24 protein-coding genes and 2 tRNA genes are annotated in these 18,971 nt (G+C 50.7%); 14 read left to right on the forward strand and 12 right to left on the reverse strand.

Going from position 1 to position 18,971, the window contains the following annotated elements; translation table 11 throughout:
* The first annotated feature begins 55 nt into the window (after positions 1 to 55).
* The gene (locus AC13H5_RS03100; RefSeq protein ID WP_214712218.1) at positions 56 to 1,414 is read left to right on the forward strand and encodes an alanine/glycine:cation symporter family protein; all 1,359 of its coding nucleotides are present in this window, start codon (positions 56 to 58) and stop codon (positions 1,412 to 1,414) included.
* A gap of 18 nt (positions 1,415 to 1,432) precedes the next feature.
* On the opposite strand, the gene AC13H5_RS03105 is transcribed toward AC13H5_RS03100, so the two are convergent.
* On the reverse strand, positions 1,433 to 1,792 hold the full coding sequence (locus AC13H5_RS03105) for a potassium channel family protein (protein WP_034781199.1): 360 nt from the start codon (positions 1,790 to 1,792) through the stop codon (positions 1,433 to 1,435).
* Positions 1,793 to 1,875: 83 nt separating this feature from the next.
* Between AC13H5_RS03105 and cypC the strand changes: the two genes are divergently transcribed.
* Positions 1,876 to 3,117 carry a CYP152 family fatty-acid peroxygenase CypC gene (cypC, locus tag AC13H5_RS03110; RefSeq protein ID WP_483546289.1) on the forward strand — a complete coding sequence of 414 codons (1,242 nt, stop codon included), beginning with the start codon at positions 1,876 to 1,878 and terminating at the stop codon, positions 3,115 to 3,117.
* Positions 3,118 to 3,133: 16 nt separating this feature from the next.
* Here the strand turns inward: cypC and AC13H5_RS03115 are convergent, their stop codons facing one another.
* Positions 3,134 to 3,883, reverse strand: a complete 750-nt coding sequence (locus AC13H5_RS03115) for a sugar nucleotide-binding protein (RefSeq protein ID WP_034781195.1) — start codon at positions 3,881 to 3,883, stop codon at positions 3,134 to 3,136.
* Positions 3,884 to 3,983: 100 nt separating this feature from the next.
* Between AC13H5_RS03115 and AC13H5_RS03120 the strand changes: the two genes are divergently transcribed.
* Positions 3,984 to 4,538 (forward strand): GNAT family N-acetyltransferase, encoded by a 555-nt coding sequence (locus tag AC13H5_RS03120; protein WP_034781193.1) that lies wholly within the window; start codon positions 3,984 to 3,986, stop codon positions 4,536 to 4,538.
* A 108-nt stretch (positions 4,539 to 4,646) separates the two neighbouring features.
* On the forward strand, positions 4,647 to 5,456 hold the full coding sequence (locus AC13H5_RS03125; RefSeq protein ID WP_214712213.1) for a DUF368 domain-containing protein: 810 nt from the start codon (positions 4,647 to 4,649) through the stop codon (positions 5,454 to 5,456).
* 64 nt (positions 5,457 to 5,520) lie between these two features.
* On the opposite strand, the gene AC13H5_RS03130 is transcribed toward AC13H5_RS03125, so the two are convergent.
* Positions 5,521 to 6,075, reverse strand: coding sequence for a methyltransferase family protein (locus tag AC13H5_RS03130; RefSeq protein ID WP_483546290.1), 555 nt, complete (start codon positions 6,073 to 6,075; stop codon positions 5,521 to 5,523).
* A gap of 116 nt (positions 6,076 to 6,191) precedes the next feature.
* Positions 6,192 to 7,040, reverse strand: coding sequence for an ABC transporter ATP-binding protein (locus AC13H5_RS03135; RefSeq protein ID WP_034781188.1), 849 nt, complete (start codon positions 7,038 to 7,040; stop codon positions 6,192 to 6,194).
* A gap of 189 nt (positions 7,041 to 7,229) precedes the next feature.
* On the opposite strand from AC13H5_RS03135, the gene AC13H5_RS03140 reads away from it, so the two are divergent.
* The gene (locus AC13H5_RS03140) at positions 7,230 to 8,279 is read left to right on the forward strand and encodes an NAD(P)/FAD-dependent oxidoreductase (protein ID WP_034781187.1); all 1,050 of its coding nucleotides are present in this window, start codon (positions 7,230 to 7,232) and stop codon (positions 8,277 to 8,279) included.
* A 9-nt stretch (positions 8,280 to 8,288) separates the two neighbouring features.
* On the opposite strand, the gene AC13H5_RS03145 is transcribed toward AC13H5_RS03140, so the two are convergent.
* On the reverse strand, positions 8,289 to 8,705 hold the full coding sequence (locus tag AC13H5_RS03145) for a VOC family protein (protein WP_214754276.1): 417 nt from the start codon (positions 8,703 to 8,705) through the stop codon (positions 8,289 to 8,291).
* A 102-nt stretch (positions 8,706 to 8,807) separates the two neighbouring features.
* Here AC13H5_RS03145 and AC13H5_RS03150 point away from each other — a divergent pair, with 102 nt between their 5' ends.
* Positions 8,808 to 9,179 carry a hypothetical protein gene (locus tag AC13H5_RS03150; RefSeq protein WP_034781184.1) on the forward strand — a complete coding sequence of 124 codons (372 nt, stop codon included), beginning with the start codon at positions 8,808 to 8,810 and terminating at the stop codon, positions 9,177 to 9,179.
* Between the two features lie 58 nt (positions 9,180 to 9,237).
* Here AC13H5_RS03150 and AC13H5_RS03155 read toward each other — a convergent pair whose 3' ends face one another.
* Entirely contained in the window at positions 9,238 to 9,957 is a 720-nt protein-coding gene (locus AC13H5_RS03155; RefSeq protein WP_483546291.1) for a hypothetical protein, read from the reverse strand.
* Positions 9,958 to 10,473: 516 nt separating this feature from the next.
* On the opposite strand from AC13H5_RS03155, the gene AC13H5_RS03160 reads away from it, so the two are divergent.
* A complete protein-coding gene (locus AC13H5_RS03160; RefSeq protein ID WP_233005286.1) occupies positions 10,474 to 10,656 on the forward strand; it encodes a hypothetical protein in 183 nt (60 codons plus the stop codon).
* Between the two features lie 180 nt (positions 10,657 to 10,836).
* Here the strand turns inward: AC13H5_RS03160 and AC13H5_RS03165 are convergent, their stop codons facing one another.
* The gene (locus AC13H5_RS03165) at positions 10,837 to 11,751 is read right to left on the reverse strand and encodes a hypothetical protein (protein WP_483546292.1); all 915 of its coding nucleotides are present in this window, start codon (positions 11,749 to 11,751) and stop codon (positions 10,837 to 10,839) included.
* Positions 11,752 to 11,953: 202 nt separating this feature from the next.
* Between AC13H5_RS03165 and AC13H5_RS03170 the strand changes: the two genes are divergently transcribed.
* From AC13H5_RS03170 to AC13H5_RS03180, 3 genes are all read left to right on the forward strand, one after another.
* The gene (locus tag AC13H5_RS03170; RefSeq protein WP_483546293.1) at positions 11,954 to 13,183 is read left to right on the forward strand and encodes an LCP family protein; all 1,230 of its coding nucleotides are present in this window, start codon (positions 11,954 to 11,956) and stop codon (positions 13,181 to 13,183) included.
* A 79-nt stretch (positions 13,184 to 13,262) separates the two neighbouring features.
* Entirely contained in the window at positions 13,263 to 13,967 is a 705-nt protein-coding gene (locus tag AC13H5_RS03175) for an SDR family oxidoreductase (protein WP_034781176.1), read from the forward strand.
* 27 nt (positions 13,968 to 13,994) lie between these two features.
* A complete protein-coding gene (locus AC13H5_RS03180; protein ID WP_034781174.1) occupies positions 13,995 to 14,213 on the forward strand; it encodes a PspC domain-containing protein in 219 nt (72 codons plus the stop codon).
* 34 nt (positions 14,214 to 14,247) lie between these two features.
* Here the strand turns inward: AC13H5_RS03180 and AC13H5_RS03185 are convergent, their stop codons facing one another.
* Entirely contained in the window at positions 14,248 to 15,099 is an 852-nt protein-coding gene (locus tag AC13H5_RS03185; protein WP_251128517.1) for an aldose 1-epimerase family protein, read from the reverse strand.
* Positions 15,100 to 15,173: 74 nt separating this feature from the next.
* Here AC13H5_RS03185 and AC13H5_RS03190 point away from each other — a divergent pair, with 74 nt between their 5' ends.
* A complete protein-coding gene (locus tag AC13H5_RS03190; RefSeq protein ID WP_034781171.1) occupies positions 15,174 to 15,725 on the forward strand; it encodes a TlpA family protein disulfide reductase in 552 nt (183 codons plus the stop codon).
* A 45-nt stretch (positions 15,726 to 15,770) separates the two neighbouring features.
* On the opposite strand, the gene AC13H5_RS03195 is transcribed toward AC13H5_RS03190, so the two are convergent.
* The 4 genes from AC13H5_RS03195 to AC13H5_RS03210 form a co-directional block, all read right to left on the reverse strand.
* Positions 15,771 to 15,977 carry a DUF3006 domain-containing protein gene (locus AC13H5_RS03195; protein ID WP_016508383.1) on the reverse strand — a complete coding sequence of 69 codons (207 nt, stop codon included), beginning with the start codon at positions 15,975 to 15,977 and terminating at the stop codon, positions 15,771 to 15,773.
* A gap of 395 nt (positions 15,978 to 16,372) precedes the next feature.
* Complete coding sequence (locus AC13H5_RS03200; protein WP_034781170.1) at positions 16,373 to 17,173, reverse strand: MBL fold metallo-hydrolase; 801 nt, start codon at positions 17,171 to 17,173, stop codon at positions 16,373 to 16,375.
* 179 nt (positions 17,174 to 17,352) lie between these two features.
* Positions 17,353 to 17,426 (reverse strand) — tRNA-Gly (locus tag AC13H5_RS03205).
* Between the two features lie 16 nt (positions 17,427 to 17,442).
* Positions 17,443 to 17,516: transfer RNA gene (locus AC13H5_RS03210), tRNA-Gly, on the reverse strand.
* A gap of 128 nt (positions 17,517 to 17,644) precedes the next feature.
* Between AC13H5_RS03210 and AC13H5_RS03215 the strand changes: the two genes are divergently transcribed.
* Genes AC13H5_RS03215 through AC13H5_RS03225 form a run of 3 tightly spaced genes read left to right on the forward strand, consistent with a single transcriptional unit; the run spans position 17,645 to position 18,971 of the window.
* Entirely contained in the window at positions 17,645 to 18,004 is a 360-nt protein-coding gene (locus tag AC13H5_RS03215) for a hypothetical protein (protein ID WP_483546294.1), read from the forward strand.
* Between the two features lie 2 nt (positions 18,005 to 18,006).
* Positions 18,007 to 18,561, forward strand: coding sequence for a hypothetical protein (locus AC13H5_RS03220; RefSeq protein ID WP_034781166.1), 555 nt, complete (start codon positions 18,007 to 18,009; stop codon positions 18,559 to 18,561).
* The gene (locus tag AC13H5_RS03225) at positions 18,558 to 18,971 is read left to right on the forward strand and encodes a hypothetical protein (RefSeq protein ID WP_034781164.1); all 414 of its coding nucleotides are present in this window, start codon (positions 18,558 to 18,560) and stop codon (positions 18,969 to 18,971) included. The genes AC13H5_RS03220 and AC13H5_RS03225 overlap by 4 nt, the downstream gene beginning before the upstream one ends.

Consider the following 18,971-nt stretch of genomic DNA (forward strand, 5'->3'; position numbering starts at 1 on the left):
GTATTCTGAAAAAATAGAGATGTACTCATTACATACGGGGAAAGGGGAATACAACATGGGTCAATCGTTCAGTGAACTCATCGGTACGATTTCAAACTTTGTGTGGGGACCACCGTTATTGATTTTGCTTGTGGGGACAGGCATTTATTTGACGGTACGTCTCGGGGGAATTCAAATCACGAAGTTGCCTTACGCATTGAAGCTCGCATTCTCTAAAAATCAGGACAAGTCATCGAAAGGGGACATCAGTCACTTCCAAGCACTCATGACCGCGCTCGCGGCTACGGTCGGTACGGGGAATATCGTCGGGGTCGCGACGGCCGTCGTGCTCGGTGGGCCAGGCGCGATCGTCTGGATGTGGGTATCCGGTTTCTTCGGAATGGCGACCAAATACGCGGAAGCCGTGCTCGCGGTCAAATATCGGGTCACTGATGAGCGGGGACAAATGGCTGGGGGACCAATGTATTACTTGGAGCGCGGCTTGAAACAGCGCTGGCTCGCCGTCGCCTTCGCGGGGTTCGCTTCCCTCGCGGCGTTCGGGATTGGAAACGGGGTACAGACGAATTCGGTGGCGATGGCACTCCAAACGACGTTTGATGTGCCGCTTTACGTATCCGGTATCTTGATCATGATCTTCACGGGTGCGGTCATCTTAGGTGGTGTCAAATCGATCGGACGCGTCGTCAGTTACTTCGTACCGGTCATGATCGTCTTTTATCTCGGCAGTGGATTATTGATTATGATTATGAACTATACGCTCATTCCAGATGCGATTTCACTCATCTTCAGCAGCACGTTAAGCGCCGAGGCAATTGGTGGAGGAGCGATCGGGGCGGCGATTCGTTACGGGGTGGCCCGCGGCGTCTTCTCGAACGAGGCCGGTCTTGGATCGGCCCCAATCGCGGCGGCGGCGGCCAAGACGGATATGCCAGGACGTCAGGCACTCGTCTCGATGACGCAAGTGTTCCTCGATACGCTCATCGTCTGTTCGGTCACAGGGATCACGCTCGTCATGGGCGGACAAATCGGGTCGGGGCTCGAAGGGGTCGCGTTGACGACGGCGACGTTTGAGCAATTTTTAGGGCCGGCTGGCGGATATATCGTGACAATCGGCCTCGTCATGTTCGCCTATTCGACGGTGCTCGGATGGTCGTATTATGGAGAACGTTCGATTCACTACTTGTTCGGCCAGAAATCGATTATTCCGTATCGCATCGCCTTCGTCCTCGTGGCCGGACTCGGCGCGATGACGACGAACCTTAACTTGGTCTGGGCCCTTTCCGATGTATTTAACGGTTTGATGGCCATCCCGAACTTGATTGGTCTGCTGTTCTTGTCGGGTGTCGTGATCGCCGAGACGAAACGGTTCAATCAGCAACTCGAGCTCGAAAATCGAAATCGAAAAGCATCTTAACGAAACACGCCACCGTCTTCAAGGAGACGGTGGCGTGTTTCGTTTGCGCACCTCTTCGAGTCGCGCTTGCTGGAGGTGGTCAAAGACTTTGGTGATGAAGCCGACCATGATGCCGACACCAGTAATGACGTAGCCGATCGTGAACACTTTACCGAGATCGGTCGTCGGGACGAAATCCCCATAGCCGATCGTCGTGAGCGTGACGACGCTGAAATACAAGGCGTCAAGCCAACGCATGTCCTCGAACCGTGAATAAAATAGTGTCCCCGAGACGATGGTCAGAAGGGCGAGACTGAACAACACTTGAAACTCAGCGTCTTTCAGACCGCGCCAGATTCCGCGAAACATGCGACGAAACGTCAAAATAAATGAGAGCATTCGCCCGCCTCCTTTCTTTATAGGTTTGTTCGCTAAGAACAGGGGAACATCCTCTATAGAAAAGTTGGAAAGGATGATACATCATGACACGACCGATCCCGAAAGAACAAGGGCTCGACCATAGCTTGGCGTTCCTCCGGGAGGGCTACTTGTATGTCCCGAACCGCAGAAAAAGCTTTCAGTCAAACCTATTCGAAACGCGTTTACTTGGGGAGCGAGCAATCTGTCTCGGTGGTGCCGAGGCAGCCGCTTTATTTTATGACGCGGACAAATTCGTTCGGCAAGACGCGGCACCGAAGCGGTTGCTGAAGACGTTATTCGGGGAGGACGGGGTGCAGACGCTGGACGGTGCGGCGCATGCACATCGAAAAAAGATGTTCATGTCGCTCATGTTCCCAGGAAATATCGAGCGACTGACGAGACTTGTCAGCCGTGAATGGGAACGAGCGCTCGATGCGGCCGAAGACGAAACAATGCTCTATGATATGGCGCAAGAAGTCCTCATGCGGGCCGTTTGTGAATGGGCCGGGGTTCCGCTCGGTGAGCATGAAGTGAAACAGCGGACGGATGAGATGCGGTTGTTGTTCGAATCGGGGACGGCCCTTGGACCAAAGCACATACGTGGACGGGCGGCCCGGTCGTCGGCCGAGTCTTGGGTTCGGAAGATGGTCGAGGAAGTGCGGACGAACCGGTTGCTTCCGAACGAACAGACAGCGTTGTATGAATTTTCATGGCATCGTGATGAGGCAGGGGAGTTGCTTCCGGCCGATGTCGTGGCGGTCGAGGTGATCAATATTTTACGACCGACTGTGGCGGTGTCGATTTACGTCTTGTTCACTGTGCTCGCGTTGCATCAGTTTCCGGAGGCTCGTGCCCGGTTGGCCTACGGCGAGACGGATTCGACATGGTTCGTCCAAGAAGTCCGGCGCTTTTATCCGTTCTTCCCGGTGACGGCCGCGCGCGTCAAGCAGGACTTCGAATGGGATGGGTTTGCGTTCGAGCAAGGGACGCTCGTCTTGCTCGACTTGTATGGGACGAACCACGACCCCTCGCTTTGGACGGAACCCGAACAGTTCAATCCAGACCGGTTCAAAGGGTGGACCGAGAGCCCGTTCACGTTCATCCCTCAAGGTGGCGGGGATGTGGATTTTGGGCATCGCTGCGCCGGGGAACATGTGACGATCGCCATCATGCGTGAAACGATCGACGTGTTCTTGAACCGCTATCGCTATGAGGTACCGTCTCAAGACCTTAGTTATAGTTTTGTGGACTTACCGAGTTTGCCGAAAAGCGGGCTCGTGTTGGAACGGGTTGAACGCAAATGAGTCGCCGAGAGGCGACTCATTTTGTGTGCAAGGCTAACCGTTTCGTGATCGGTTGGATTGTGATGTTCGTGTCGACCATACGGTTATCCCGTTTCGGTTCGTCGGTTCGTTCGATTTGCCATGATGTGTCATGCAACTCTTTCAAGCCGAGTGCGATGTCATAGAGGGAATGGCTCGGGTTGCCGTTCAATTGATACAGTCCCGGCCCACGTTTCGTCAAAATCTCGAACAAGGCGTCCGCCGTATCTTCTAAAAACGAGCAGGACGGGTACCAGTGTGCGCTCGCGACGATTACACCGTTTCGCTTCATCTCGGTCTCGAAATAATCCATCATATTATTCGAACCGGGACCGTCCCCGATTTGCCAACCGAGGCGGACGATTTGGGCACCGGGATTAGTCCTAGCGATGTTTTCTTCACACGCCCGTTTATAGGCACCATATTCATCTGTTGCATCGGGCGGTGTGTCCGGGGTGATTGGTCCCGTCACACTGTCGGAGAAGACGGAGACGGTGCTCGTGAAGAGGAAGGGGATTTTATATTCCCCGCATAGACGTGCGAGCGTATCGGCCCATTCGGCGGCACCCATGCCGATATGAAGAAAATAAGTCGGGCGGACCGATTCGATAAAGGCTCGCATCTCAGCCTCGTCAGATGTGGACACTTTCGTGCGGTCCCACGCGACCGGCTCGATGCCGTGCCGCTTTAATGTACGGGCGACGACAGGGGCGACCGTTCCGTTCATGCCTGTCAAAATTGCTTTCATTACTTATTCCTCCCTTCTGTTTGTATCATCCCACACTTCACTGTCCGACAAACCCTTTGAAAGAAGCTTTGTGCTAGACTGATGGGTGGAGGCGATAAAGATGAATATTCGAAAAGCGACACCGGATGACAGCACGCAAATCGCACCGCTCGTTTACGCGGCGATTCACGAAATTGCGTATTCGTTGACCGGTACGTCAGACCAACAACAAGTACTCGAACGACTCTCGATGTGGATTGGTCAGCCCGGAAACCGCTTGAGCTACGAAAACGTTTGGGTGGCGGAAAACGAGACAGTGATGGCGGGCATTCTGATTGCCTACCACGGGGAACGGGCATCGCAGTTGGATGAACCGATCAAGGCGTGGCTCCGGACCCAAGGGCAACCGGACACGTTAGACGTCGAAACGTCAGGGGATGTGCTCTATATCGATTCGGTCGCTGTCGACTCGTCGTTCGGCGGCCGTGGGATTGGGACGAAACTGATTCAACAAGCGATTGACCATGCCCGTGAGACAGGCATCCCACAAGTCACGCTCAACGTTGACCAGACGAACCCGGCAGCCGGGCGGTTGTATGAGCGGCTCGGCTTTAAAAAAGTGAAAGAAATCGATATCTCCGGAGGACGGTTTGATTATATGGCGCTCGCGCTTTGACTGAACCGTCAATCGGTCAATTATCAGTCTTAAAACCGATGCAAAATGATTGCGACTCGGCTATACTAAATGCTTGAAATGAATCAGTAGCGAAAAAGGAGATCATGTATGGAATGGAAAAATATCCTGCGCGGCATCGCGATGGGGACGAGTGACTTGATTCCCGGTGTCAGTGGTGGGACGATTGCAGTTATTTTAGGGATTTATGACCGGTTGATCGAAGCGATCAGTGGGATTTTCAGTCGACATTGGAAACAGCATATCTTGTTCTTGATTCCGCTCGGGATCGGGATGGCGGGTGCGATTTTAGGTCTTAGCCGCGTGATCGAATTTTTGCTGCTTGAATATTACGAGCCGACCCAGTTCTTTTTCATCGGGTTGATTCTCGGGATAATTCCGTTGCTCCTGTTTGAATTTCGATCGCGTGCGGTCATGCGTCCGGTACATATCGTCGCCATGGTGATCGGGGCCATTCTTGTGGCGAGCATGGCTATCATTAAACCGGCAGATACGGCCATCATTACAGAACTTTCCACAAGCACGGCGATTCTGTTGTTCTTCTCAGGATGGCTCGGAAGTATGGCCATGTTGTTACCAGGGATTAGCGGCTCGTTCGTCTTGCTTCTCATCGGGGTCTATCCAACCGTCATCAGTGCGTTATCGAACTTGAATATTCTCATCATCGGTATCGTCGGTCTTGGGGTGGCGGTCGGTTTCATCGTCAGCAGTAAAGTGATCCGCTATTTGCTCGGCCATTTTCCAGGCATGACGTTTTCCGTCATTTTAGGCCTCGTCATCGGCTCGCTCGCGGTCGTATTCCCGGGTCTCCCGGACACGACGCTCATGTGGGTGCTCAGTATCCTCTCATTTGGGGCAGGCTTTATGATCGTCCGTCTGCTCGGACGCTTCTCTGTATAAAAAAACATGCACGACCGTCATCGATTGACGGCGTGCATGTTTTTGTTTATTCAGCGATTGTTGCTCAATAGACGAACGGGATCAATCGTTTACGCGATTTGGCCCACGTTCGATACGCGCTCCCGAAATGAGAGGTCAGCATCTTCTCTTCGATGTGAATTCGCCATAACAGCGCTAAACCAATCGAGAATGTGCCGAATAAGGCGATGCCCCAATGCGTGAAGTAAAGTGAAAACCCGAGTGTGATAAACAAGAGCCCTGTGTAGAGCGGGTGACGTAAATAGCGATACGGCCCCGAACTGACGAGTTCATCCTCGGGACGGACGACGACGTGACGGGTGAACTGATGGCGCAACTGCCCGATGCCCCAATAGCGGAGCGACACTCCGGCTACGTAGCAACCGAGTCCGAGCAGACGTTGGGGAAGCGGTTGACGTACATCTGTCCAGACGGATAATCCGATGGAAACCGCAAACACGATGACCATGATCAATGAAACGATGTAAAAACTGGCGTGCTCACTGGCGCCGTCGGTCGGCTCGGACCGATTTCGGTAACGCCAAATTTCATATAGCCAAGCGACTGAGATGAGAATGAAGAACCCGTCTAACCAATCCATAGCGTGCCTCCTTTCTCAGTATCTTCCACTCAATACCCGCGTCTTCCTCCCCAAAAACGCACGCTGAATGAAAAAACGTCTCGCAATGTGCGGGACGTTAAGTAGTGCTCAGCCGATTAATGCGCGTTGGCAAGCAGTGCTGCGGCGACCTGTTTGTCGTGTTTCACTTCGTTTGTCTCTTCTTTGATCAAGTGATACGTGAGACACATCGGCTTCTCGGTCCGCGGGTCGCGACCGATGATGGCATCGATGTGGAATACTTGTCTGAGGACGAGCGGACAGATGACTTCTTCGGCCGTTCCTGTCGCGAGTACTTCGCCGTCTTTCATCGCGACGATGTGATCGGCAAAGCGAGCGGCCTGATTCAAGTCGTGGAGGACCATGACGATGGTTCGTCCTTGGTCTCGATTGAGCGTCTCGAGCAGTTCGAGTACTTCGAGCTGATGGGCCAAGTCGAGATACGTCGTCGGTTCATCCAAGAAAATCAAATCGGTCTCTTGGGCGAGCGCCATCGCAATCCATACACGCTGACGTTGTCCGCCTGAGAGGGCATCGACGCTGCGGTCTTTATAGGCGAGCGTCCCGGTCACGTCAAGCGCCCAATCAATCACTTCATGATCATGTTTCGAAAGGCGGCCAAATCCGGATTGATAAGGGAACCGGCCGTAGGAGACGAGTTCTCCAACCGTCAATCCGCCGGCACCTTCTGGCGTTTGCGGCAGGATCGCCATTTTTCGGGCGATCTCTTTCGTGTTACATTTGGCGATGTCGGCTCCGTCCAAATGGACTGAACCGTTAGACGGAGAAAGAATCCGGGTCATCGCCTTCAAGAGCGTCGATTTTCCACAGCCGTTCGGTCCGATGATCGTCGTGATTTTATGGTCGGGAATCGACAAGCTCAATTGTTTTACAATCGTCTTGTCGCCATATCCGACCTCGATATCTGTCGTATGTATCCGTGACATGATGGATTCCCCTTTCCGTAGATGACGCCCGTGATAATGATTCTCAATATCGAATCTACTATAGCAAGTGCCACACATCGTGTCAATGTTTGTTTGATGTCAAAATAGATTGTCGACAGGCGTGTTTCAAGGTATAGTGAATGAGAATGAGAATCAATGGCGCTGGAGTTTCAAGGAAGGGTGAGGGCGATGAGCGAACAAGATGTATATGATGTAACGATTATTGGGGGCGGACCAGCCGGACTATATGCGACGTTTTATAGTGGGCTTCGTGGGATGAAGACGAAATTGATTGAGTTTCAACCACATCTCGGCGGCAAAATCCATGTCTATCCAGAGAAGATGATTTGGGACGTCGGCGGGGTCACACCGACGACCGGTGCTCGCCTTATCGAACAATTGGTGGAACAAGGCTTGACGTTTGATCCGACCGTCGTGCTCGGAGAGAAAGTCGAATCGATGACGAAGGACAACCAAGGCCATTTCGTACTCGATACGACACATGGACAGCATGTTTCCAAGACGGTCATCGTCGCGACAGGAAGCGGCATCCTACAACCACAGAAAATCGATATCAGCGGGGCAGAGCGCTTCGAGGTCTCGAATTTACACTATACGGTCAAATCGCTCATGGCGTTCAAAGGAAAGACGGTATTGATCTCAGGGGGCGGCAACAGTGCCATCGACTGGGCCAATGAGCTCGAACCGATTGCTGAGCGCGTCATTTTAACGTACCGGAAAGAAGCGCTCAAGGGACATGAGTCACAAGTCGATAAGTTGCTTTGTGGCCGTGTCGACTGTCGGTTGCATACGCAAATCGAAGACCTCATCTCTCGGGATGGGACGACGATTCATGCGGTTTCGCTCGTCGATTGCGGGACGGGGGAACGTGATCTCGTAGAAGTCGACGAAGTCGTCATCAACCATGGGTACGAGCAGGATACGGCGCTGCTCGGTGATTGCGAGTTACAAGTCGAGATGGTGGATGGTTTTTACGTGAAAGGCAATGCGAGCAGCGAGTCGTCGGTGCCAGGTTTATATGCGGCTGGCGACATTTTGACGCATGAAGGGAAAGTCCACCTCATCGCGGGCGCTTTCCAAGATGCGGCCAATGCCGTCAACCGTGCAAAGACGTTCATCGATCCGGACGCCACGAAAGCGGCGATGGTGTCCTCGCACAACGAACGGTTGAAGACAAAAAACCGTGATATCATCGAGCAGGCATTACAAAAGCAGTGAGGGGCTCCCTCACTGCTTGCTTGTTGTCGGATAGTCGCACAGTTCGACGATGACGCCGCCCGAATGACGTGGGTCCATATAGATGAGACGTCGGCCTTTTGCCGTCGTCCGCAACGTGTCCTCTAAAAAGGAAATGCCGTCTCGTTTGAGCGACTCGATCGATTGAGTTAAGTCATCAACCTGGTAGGCGATATGGTGGACGCCTTTGCCTCGTGCTTTCATGAAGCGGGCGATTGGACTCGTTGGGCTCGTCGGCAACAACAGTTCAATCACATCGTCACCGACGTGGATGACGGCGATTTCCGTCTCGACGCCGACCGCTGTGTTTGTGTAGCGATCGACGAGCTTCCCTTGTAGGACGGTCGTGTAAAATGAAATCGCTTCGTCTAAATCACGGACAGCGATTCCGGTATGGTCAATGTGCATCTTGATCCCTCCTCACACTCTAGTTTGACGAAACTTGAACAAAATGTCACTTCACAACGTTTTGTCGGAATCCGATATACTGAAAGAGGGAGGGACGGCGAAATGAACGGAAAGATCACTCTTGGATTGATCAGCGCGTTCGCGCTGGTGTCATTTGTGTTTGGACTCTCACTTGCGACGTTTGTCGATTATCGGATCAATGAAGAACAAGTCGTCCTGGAACGATTGACGACACATAAAAAAATTGGTCCTGCTGAAATCTTGTCGACGGAAGTGGACTTTCATTTGAACGGTTCCAATTATGCCCTGCGTTTTACAGACGAGCCACATATCACCTATTGGTTCAGCGTGGCGGACCGCGAGATCCAATTCGATCGAATCGAATCGTTGGATCGGCGCGATACAGGACTTAGAACCGATCTTTTTGAACAGATGCCACCGCTCGCGATGGAATCGACAAACGCTGCCGAATGAAAACACGAAACGAACGAGTCCGATGAAGGACCCAGAACGTTTCGTGTTTTTTTACTGTTTACTGTACAGAAGGATAAGGGACCAATTCTTTTAAAAATGTATGAGTGCTGACAGATGTTTGGGTGGCTTTTTGTTTTAGTAGGGCGTCTCGCAAGTTTGGTTGGAGCGATGTCACTGTGACCTTGACGTCTTGAATCTTTTTCAACCTTATGAAAGATGATTGTTGGAGGAACGAGAGACCTTCTCGGGTCGTGAATGAGTCGCACGTCATGTGGAGCTCATGAATATGCAAGCGCGAGAACTCGATTCGGCTATACATCGTGCCCACGACAGCACCGTTCCGTCTCAATGAATGGAACGCACCTTGATTTCGATGACATTCGTCGATGGTTCTAGCCGAAACCGGTAAGGCGCCTGGCAAAAGACGGGCGTACTGATTGCGGGTCGATGACCATAACGCATACGTTTCCGGATGCTCAAGGCAGAGTTGCCATTGCGCGTATGTCTCTTTTTGGAACGGTAGTACAGGTAAATCATAAACGGTCGACTCAAGATGAGGTGTGAACCCGATGGCGGTGAACGAATCGAGTCGTTGAAGCGCCTTTGCGTTTTGGACATTTAAAGAGACCATCGTTTTTTGTCCGATATGCGGATGGAATTGATACAAGACGCGATCGATCAACCCACGCAATGCCGCGAAGTTTGTATAGGCTGCATCAGTCATGCGAATCTGTTGGGTGGTGGGGAGGTCACGATAATCCACGGTGATGGCGGCCATGAGCTCATTTCCTAGCCAACCGGTATACAACGAGCACTGTGGTGGAAAGCTGAACAGATTCGGGACGTGCCGAGGGTTATAAAGATTGTGGAGCAATGGTCGAAGATGGGGTGGAAGTTCACGACTTTCTTTGATGGTAAAGGTCTGCTTCATCCGAGCGGTCCTACTTTCTATATAAAATGAGATACCCTTAAATTGTAAGCGTTACCACATACAAATGCTCGTATTAAATTGATGAACATTTATTGGGAAATCAAGGGCGTATTTGTTTCAAAAACACCCAAAAATCTTTCCGATTTGACGTGGAAATGGCTCAAGGACGAGACTCTATCTGGCTAAGACATACATAAAGAGATTTGATGGCGGAGGATGAAACAGGGTGTGATATTTGTTAAAACGTAGAACAATCCAATTCAGGTTAAATGAAAAAGACATGCTATACTGATGGGTAAGAAACGAGTCAAGGAGACGACTATGCGATACGTAATAAGTTTTTGGTTATTAGCAGTAGTGTTGATGGGTATACCGCATACGGCGCAGGCGGAAACGAATCCGATCGTTGTCCATGAGAACGTCATCGTTGACGAAGCGGTAGAACTATATGAAGGGTTTCGCTCCCCGAACGAGATGGTGTTCATTTTTGTATTGATTGTATTATTATCCGTGATCGGGCTAGGGATTATCAATGCGATTGAATAACGTGAAAACGTTCACAAAAATGCAATATCTGAATCGGAAGCGGTTTCAAATCTGATTTATACTAAACGTGTAGGAAGGGAGTTCTGCACCAACTTCCCCTCCTTTTCAGATGAACACCCCTCGTTCATATCATGTTTTGGAGTCAACCGACGCTGTCGATTGACTCCCTTTTTTGTATGATTAAAATTGGATTCGTTTTTCTTTGGCGAGTCGTCGCAATCGTTTCGTTTCATTCGCATGGCCACGACTTTCGAGCATATTCACATATACTTTGAACGGTTCTGAACGATGGGAGAAGAAAGGGATATATTCGGCGAACAACTTTTGTTCGGCTTCTGATAAATGGCCGCGCTCCACGAGTAATTCCAGCTCAAGCATCTTTAAGGCTTGATAATCGGCAAGGGCGTTCTCGTCTGTGTGGGCTTTGGCTAATGTGCGGTCGCACAACGTGGTCAAACGTTCACGGAGCAAATTCCATTCGGACGAATTATAAGATTGATCGAGGAGTGTCGAGAGCAGGTCGACCCGAGTCGAGTCAACATCTTTTGGGACATGGAGTGCGGTGTATAAGGAACGATCGATCCAAACGGCGGTCGTGGGGGCATCAAGTTGATAATACTGAATCAGTTGGGATAACATCGTGGTTTGAGACAATTTTAACAACCGGAAAGGATCGCTCGTTGTGAAGAGCGGTTCTTCTCCCGCTGAAGACGACAGCAACAAAAACATTTCTTCGTACATCGTCCGGGCCTCGGGCTCGTCATCCGCGTAATAGGCTAAATCGCGAATGATTTTTTTCGCATGAATGTACCAATTTTTTTGGTCACGTTCACTCATCACTTGGTTCGGTACTACATATAAGTGATCATAAGCCAATTCGACAAAACGTTCAGCGAGGATGATGGTTTGTGAGAGCGAATGACGTTCGTCTGACGATTTTTGCTCTTTATATCGTGTGAACTGGCTGACCATAAAGTCGATGTCTTTCTCTTCAATCACGGTTTTAGGGATGTTTCGATACATCTCGACAATCACATCGCGAAGCGTGGCTTCGCCGTACTGTTCTAGCAACATCCGTAACTTCCCGATACGCATTAGCTCTCCCTCCTTTCAAGAGGACGTCGAACAAAGTAACTGTCCGCAGATGGGCAGACACCAATTATTCTTCCTTTCCCGCTTTCGATTCAAAACAACCCTTCCGTCTCATGCTTGAGACGGATTTTTACGTTAACCGTTGTCAGAAAAACGTTTGTCGATGATAATGTAGAAAAATCTAACCATAATTGAGGTATTGCATATGAATGACGATCAACACTTATCACGTGTCGAACGCAGAAAGCGTGAGCTCGAACGGGAACGGTTGAGTGAAGAGGCTCAGCTAAACGAACAAGCTCGACACGAAGCGATAAATCATCAAACAAACGAAGAGAGCCCGGAAAGATGGGAGACGGGCCGGCTAGCAGAGACGACACAAGGCGAGCATCCGTTTCTAAACCGAGCGCATGAACAGTCGTCTGAACCAAAAAAGAAAGCGCGCGACGTCCGGAAACCGAAAGCGAAGTTAACTCTTCCGTTCGGCACGAAACGTAAATCAAAGCCACGTCGAGAAGAACGACGGGAACCGAGACGCCAAACACGTGAACCGGAACGAACTCACGTCAAACATGAGGCGACCGCACCGAAAGACAAACCGCGCCGCCGGAAGTGGAAAGGGAAGCTATTGCTTGTCATATTGCTCCTCCTCATCGGAGTCGGCTATATGGCAACGCGTCCTGTTACGTTTTTAGTGATGGGAAGTGACGCCCGCGTCGGAGAATCATTATCTGGATCACGGACGGACTCTTTACAGTTGATGGAATTTGTACCACGTTCACGCACTGTTCAAAACGTCTCGATTCCGCGGGACACGTATACAGCGATTCCTTGCGAACCAGAACGAGAAGGCGATAAGATCACCCATGCGTTTGCCTATGGTGGTGCGGATTGTACGGTCGGGGCGGTAGAAGGACTGACGGAAACCTCGGTTGACGGTCAAGTCGTGATCACGTTTGAAACGTTTATGGAATTGATTGACCTCGTCGGCGGCGTCAACGTCACAGCGACCCACTCGTTCAGCGAGAAAGGCTTCAATCAAACGTATGAGTACACAGAAGGAGTGTCTTACGCCATGGACGGGGACATGGCGCTCGCCTACGCCCGTCACCGGAAGACAGACACGGACGGTGCCCGCTCTAACCGCCAAACCGAAGTCATGTCGGCCGTCGCCGATAAATTGGCCAGTCCGACGGGGTGGACGAAAATCCCGGCGACGTATCGTTTCATGAAAGACGAAATGGGACTCGAAATGAATCCGTTGCAGATGGCATCGATCGGAATGACGATGGTATTACAGCCGCAGGTGGATAAACTTCAAATCGAAGGAGAAGACGCCTACATCGATAACGTCTATTACTATCAACCGACCGAAGCGAGTGTTCAAGCCATTCGTGACGCCCTCGACTTGACGATGTGGGGAACGGTGAGATAATTTCGCGAAAAGGGTTTGATTCCGTTCCGAAAGAGGAAATTTAATCAAATGAACTACTCTTTTGAGGAGGGAAATTTGAATGAAAGTTTTAGTCATTGGAGCAACAGGAAAGATCGGTAGACGTGTATTGAAAAGTTTAGCGAAATCGCATCAAGTGACCGCTTTAATTCGTTATCCTGAACTACAGGCAGAGTATGAAAAGATGGGTGCGCGCGTGCTCACCGTCGACGTCGAGAAAGAATTGGATAAAGGGATTCACGAGGCGACCTCGGGACAAGATGCCGTCATCATCGCGGCAACGGCAGGGGCAGATGGATCAAGCAAGGAAATCGAACTGCTGGACCGCAACGTCGCGATGAAAGCGATTGACGCTGCTAAAAAAGAACGTGTCCGTCACGTCGTCTTGCTCAGTGCATACGGCGCGGATCAACCGGACGCGGCACCGAAAGAACATTTCAACTTCTTGTCTGCCAATAACGCGGCCGATGAGTATATCGAACATAGCGGTTTAAACTACACGATCATTTGCCCAGTGACAATTGTAGATGGGCCAGGGAAAGGCTCGATTGAGGCATCGGAAGACTTGAGTGATGCGAATGGTGCGACGATTTCTGAAACGGACGTCGCGACGATCATCACCGCTTCGCTCGATAATCGTGGGTTGTATGGCCGTCGGATCGAAGTGAAATCCGGCAGTACCCCAATCAATGAAGCACTCGATTTTGACAGTCGTGGGGAAGTGGCGACTGGAGGCAGAACGACGCTTCGTCGACCACAACGCTAACGAAAATCTGGAGGAGAAGGTGTCCTGATGGAACGAAAATTGTATAAAGATCCGTCTGATCAAATGATTGCCGGTGTCTGTTCGGGACTAGGGAAATACCTTGGGGTCGATGTCACGTTAATGCGCATCATCTTCGTCGTCCTCGCTTTGTTCGGGGGTCCTGGTCTATTGATTTATATCGTCCTGGCCATCGTCATGAAAAAACCGCCGTCAGAGTATGAGGCGGAGCAAGAAAATCGCTTTTAACAAAACGAGCTGACCGCATCGGTCAGCTCGTTTTTTATTCGGTATAGAGCGTGTAAGTCGCCTCGAACGACTCACCAGGGTCGAGCAGTTGCATATCTTCTTTATGGCGGATGTCCTTCCGATGACCTTTGTAGTCAGCGTGTCCGAACCAAGGTTCGAGACAGGCGAACGGGGCGTCGGAGTGTGGAGGCGACCAGATGCCGAAATGGGTGAAGTGAGGGGATTCCATGACGATGGCCCGACCGCTCGGTTGATGTCGAAGCGCTGCGTACTCGATTTGTTCAAAGATGAGGGCATCTTGGTCGAACAAGTGATGAGTCAGCGGGATGTAACGGCGTTCCCCGAGAGGTTGATAGGCACCCGTCAAGTAAGGTCCTTCGAGCAATAGACGGTCGAGTGTTCGCGTCTCCCCAAAGTCAATCGTATAGTCTTCAAACGTCCCCCCGGCAAATGGGATATTAAAGGCCGGGTGCCCGCCGATGCTGAACGGGAGGACGGTATCATCTCGGTTGACGACACGATACGTCACGCTCAACTCTTCGCCGATGAGGCGATAGATGACATTCAGTTCGAATGAAAATGGATAGTGTTTACGCGTCTCGACAGAATCGCGCAGGATAAAGCGGACGTGGGTATCGGAAGCCTCGGCGACCTCGAACAGTTCGTCGCGCGCAAATCCGTGTTGGCTCATCGTGTACGTCATTCCGTCATATAAGTAACGGTCGTCGAGCAGGCGTCCGACGAACGGAAAAAGGATCGGGGCTTGCCGGCCCCAATACGTTGGGTCACCTTGCCAGAGGAGCTCCGTCCCGTCGACGTTCCAACTGGTCATTTCGGCACCGTGTGCTTTTAGTGTGACGCTAACTTTCTCGTTGTAAAGTTGCAAGATAGTTACTCTCCTTTGAATGATATGATAAGTTAAGTTTAGGAGTGAACAGTACACAGGACAAGGGGTAAATCATGCGATTTCATAAACTAGCGATTGGATTGATCATGGCTGGCCTCGTGGCCGGTTTAGGCTATAAAGGATATGACGAGTTTAATAGTCAGGCGAAGGAACCGGCGGTCAGCATCGCCACGGACGATAGCGTACTTGGCGGTCTCGAGGTCGGTCAACGCGCGCCGGCCCTTGAACTGGAGACGGTCGAAGGGGAACGCCTATCGCTCGCCGATTACAAAGGACAGCCGGTTGTAGTGAACTTCTGGGCGACGTGGTGTCCTCCGTGCCGTGAAGAACTACCTGAACTGATTAAATTTAGCGATGAGACGGGCGTCCCTGTGCTAGGCGTGAACATCACGAATAACGAACGTCGCGGCCGACGAGATGTCGATGCATTTTTAGAAGAAGTGCCGCTCAGTTTCCCGGTCCTGTTAGACGAAGACGGCGAGGCTGTAAAAACGTATCGCATTGTGGCCATGCCGACGACCTATGTCATCGGATCAGACGGTGTGATCACCGCCAAACAAGTCGGACCGGTCGATTTCGATTGGTTGCGAGACAAAACAAAGTAAATGAACGGACAAAGACAGACTGGGAGTGAACCGGTCTGTCTTTGTCTACTTTTTATAATGTTGTTTGATGAGCGCATCAAAATTCGGTGTCATGTCTTCCTCGAGATAATAGTGATGATTATCTCGAATGATTGTATCGCCAACACGTGCTTCTGATGGCAAGAATCGTCTTGGGATGAAACTCGAGCCGTTGTTCCAACGTAACACGGCATACTTCCCTTCGACCCGCACCAATGTGCCGTACTTAATCATGCCTCTTCCTCCTCAACGAACAGCTTTCTGTCTCTTTATTCTTATAGAGTGTATTCCCACATTCCACAAAAGCTACACATATTTGCGCAAGGCTGGACAAGCAAATGGGAACTCAAAGAGGTGACAAAATTGTGAAGAAAGTTAGAAGAAAACGCTTTCTTTTTTGTTTGTTTTCTTCTATAATGAAGGCACGGGGTGATTTTGACGAATTTGTGAACAATGGGGGTATGGTCAATGTTTTCATCAGCTATGATTGGATTGCTCGCCTTAACCGGCGTGACCATTTATGGGATTGACCGTATGTTCACGGTCCGTTCAGAGCGCATCACAAAGAAATAGGTCTACATAATAGGGGGGATCGCAACGTCTTGGGGAGACGTTGCGATTTTTTTGTGTCAATAATCTTGTTGCCGTGACTCGCGATCTTTCGCTTTTTGTTCGACGTGCTTACGGTTCCGTTCATGGACGCGTTGGAAAAAGGCGTGCTCGGGCCAATGGGGAGACCAAACCCGTTCCTCGGGCAGAGCGAGGATATACTCTTCGGCCGCGCTCAGCCGCTCCATCATCTTGCTGCGATCGTCGCATAAATCGCCGTGGCCCGGGACGAGCCAACGAATCTCATACTCATAAATGGCGGCTTGGAGTTTTTGCAAGGAATTCAAATACGCCTCGGCATCATGCTCGATGAACGGAGGCTCGATATTGGACCCATAGTCGCCACAAATCAGGAGTCGCAGCGGTTCGACGATTAAAGACATATGAGTCGACTCGTGTCCGGGTGTCAATAAAAATGTGATGGGGGTAGAGCCGAGTGCGAGCGTCCCGTCCTCGGAGATCATGATGTCGACGGCCGGTTTGACGATGGGGCGATCGATATAATACTGCTCATAAAACGACTGGATCTCGTCTAACTGCGAGCGCGCATCCGTCTCGACGAACGCCTGAGATGCGATGACGGTCGCATCGGGAAACGCATAGGCACCGATAATATGGTCGTAATGCTGGTGCGTATAGATGACATACAGCTTTTTGCCTTGTCGACGCAGTTCGACGTCTCGGCGGATGGTGGCAATCTCTTCAGGCAGCCAGTTCGGATCGATGACGATTAAGCTCTCATTCGTCTCAATCAACGTCGAAGTCGTTCGCATGAGTGCACTTTCGTAAACAGTGAACGGTTGAAGACGTACTTGAATCACGGGAATCCCTCCTTCTTGTCTTCCATCCTTTTCCCGAATCGTCATCATTTAAGCGTCGCCGGTATGACTGCTATTATCGTGAAAAACAAAAAAGCAGAACGTCGAATGACGTCCTGCTTCATGCACGGTGTACCGTGCGGTTATGTGTGCGAGCAAATTCTCGCGTATATGTCGGTAATTGGAGCGGGTGAAGAGAATCGAACTCTCGTCATCAGCTTGGAAGGCTGAGGTTTTACCATTAAACTACACCCGCATATGAAATTTTAAAATGGAGCGGGTGAAGAGAATCGAACTCTCGTCATCAGCTTGGAAGGCTGAGGTTTTACCATTAAACTACACCCGCGAAACGCTTAACGTTACGGTAATATAATAGCACAGGATTTTAGCTTTGCAAACCCTTTTTTGAAAAAACATTGGTTGTTGCGGCTAGGTCGTCTTGCTAAGATAATAGGAGAGAGGAGTGGATGGGGCATGAGTGAGCGTAAATCCTATTTACAGATGATGAGCGAGGGCTTTCGGATGATGAAAGAAGGCAAACAAATCAATCATGAGACGAAGCTGCGCCAATGGACATTCTCGATCAGCCGTGAGGCGAATTGGCTTGTGATTCTCCGGACAGAGCGCTTGAAATGGATCAGTCCAGAGACCAATCAGTTCATCATTGAACCGTTATTCGTCCAAATCGGGACGTTACAGCTCACGCGTCATCTCGAAACGAACGAAGTACGTTTGACTATCGATGAAGAATGGGGAATTGAAAGTAAGGTCGTCTGTGACGACCAGGAGTGGGAACGATTCGTCGCGTCGCTCAAACAATTGAAGGGGGAGTAGTCGTGAGTCGAGAAAGGCTATATCGGATTGAAGCGGAAGCTCGTGGGAGTGCCTGGCGGGCCCGTGTATTGACCGGCATTCAACGATTCCGCTTTTTTAAAGGGGAATTGCTCGCACCGACTGAACGCCCTTACGTCGTCTTGAGTATCTCTCAAGACATGCAGGCACTTCCCGATTTGATTGAGACGGATATGGGCGTCCTGCTCATCCACGAACGGATCGGCCCGATTTTTATGAACTTATGCCCATATGATATTCAACTCGTTCGAGTCGAGTTGCACACGAGCACCGGAAAGACGGATCAATACTGCGCACTCAACGTGTTACGCCGTTTCGAGATTGAACATCTTGAAGATTCGGGCGAGTATCGACCGTTAGATCCGGATCGGCTCTATTTTTTGTCACGGCAAACCGTGAGACTAAATTTATTCGGGCATATGATTGCCCAAGATCGAAACAGCCAACGCCTTTACGTAACGGAGCGTCTCAAATATGCGCTTCAAGCGAAAATGGTGACCGGGCTGGCATTCAAGAAAACGAAGGAGCAAACAGCATGAAGGAATACGAAATTGACGGTTGGATCCGTCTAGACTACCCAGAACACTTTGAATACAATGAAGAAGAAGACCATGTCAGTTTTTACTCTGTCGAGGCAGACGCGCAAGGGACGCTTCAAATGTCCATTTATGAAGCGGAGGAAGCACAAGCCCCGAGTGACGCCGCGCTACAAGAGTTGAACACGTTTTTAGGTGAGTTCCCGATCGACGTCAAAGTCGCCCCAAGCGTCACGTCGGAGGCCGGTGGTATGACGACGGCCTATGCGAGCGGAATTGAAGACGGCATGCATCTCGATGTATGGTCGTTGACAGACGGGAAGCGACTTTTGTTTTTGACGTATGTCGCCGATGAAGTGACGAATGAGAAGTTAGAGATCGAATCGATTATCGACTCGATCGAGTGGACATAA

The organism is Exiguobacterium sp. FD-YE-25-4 (assembly GCF_057004685.1).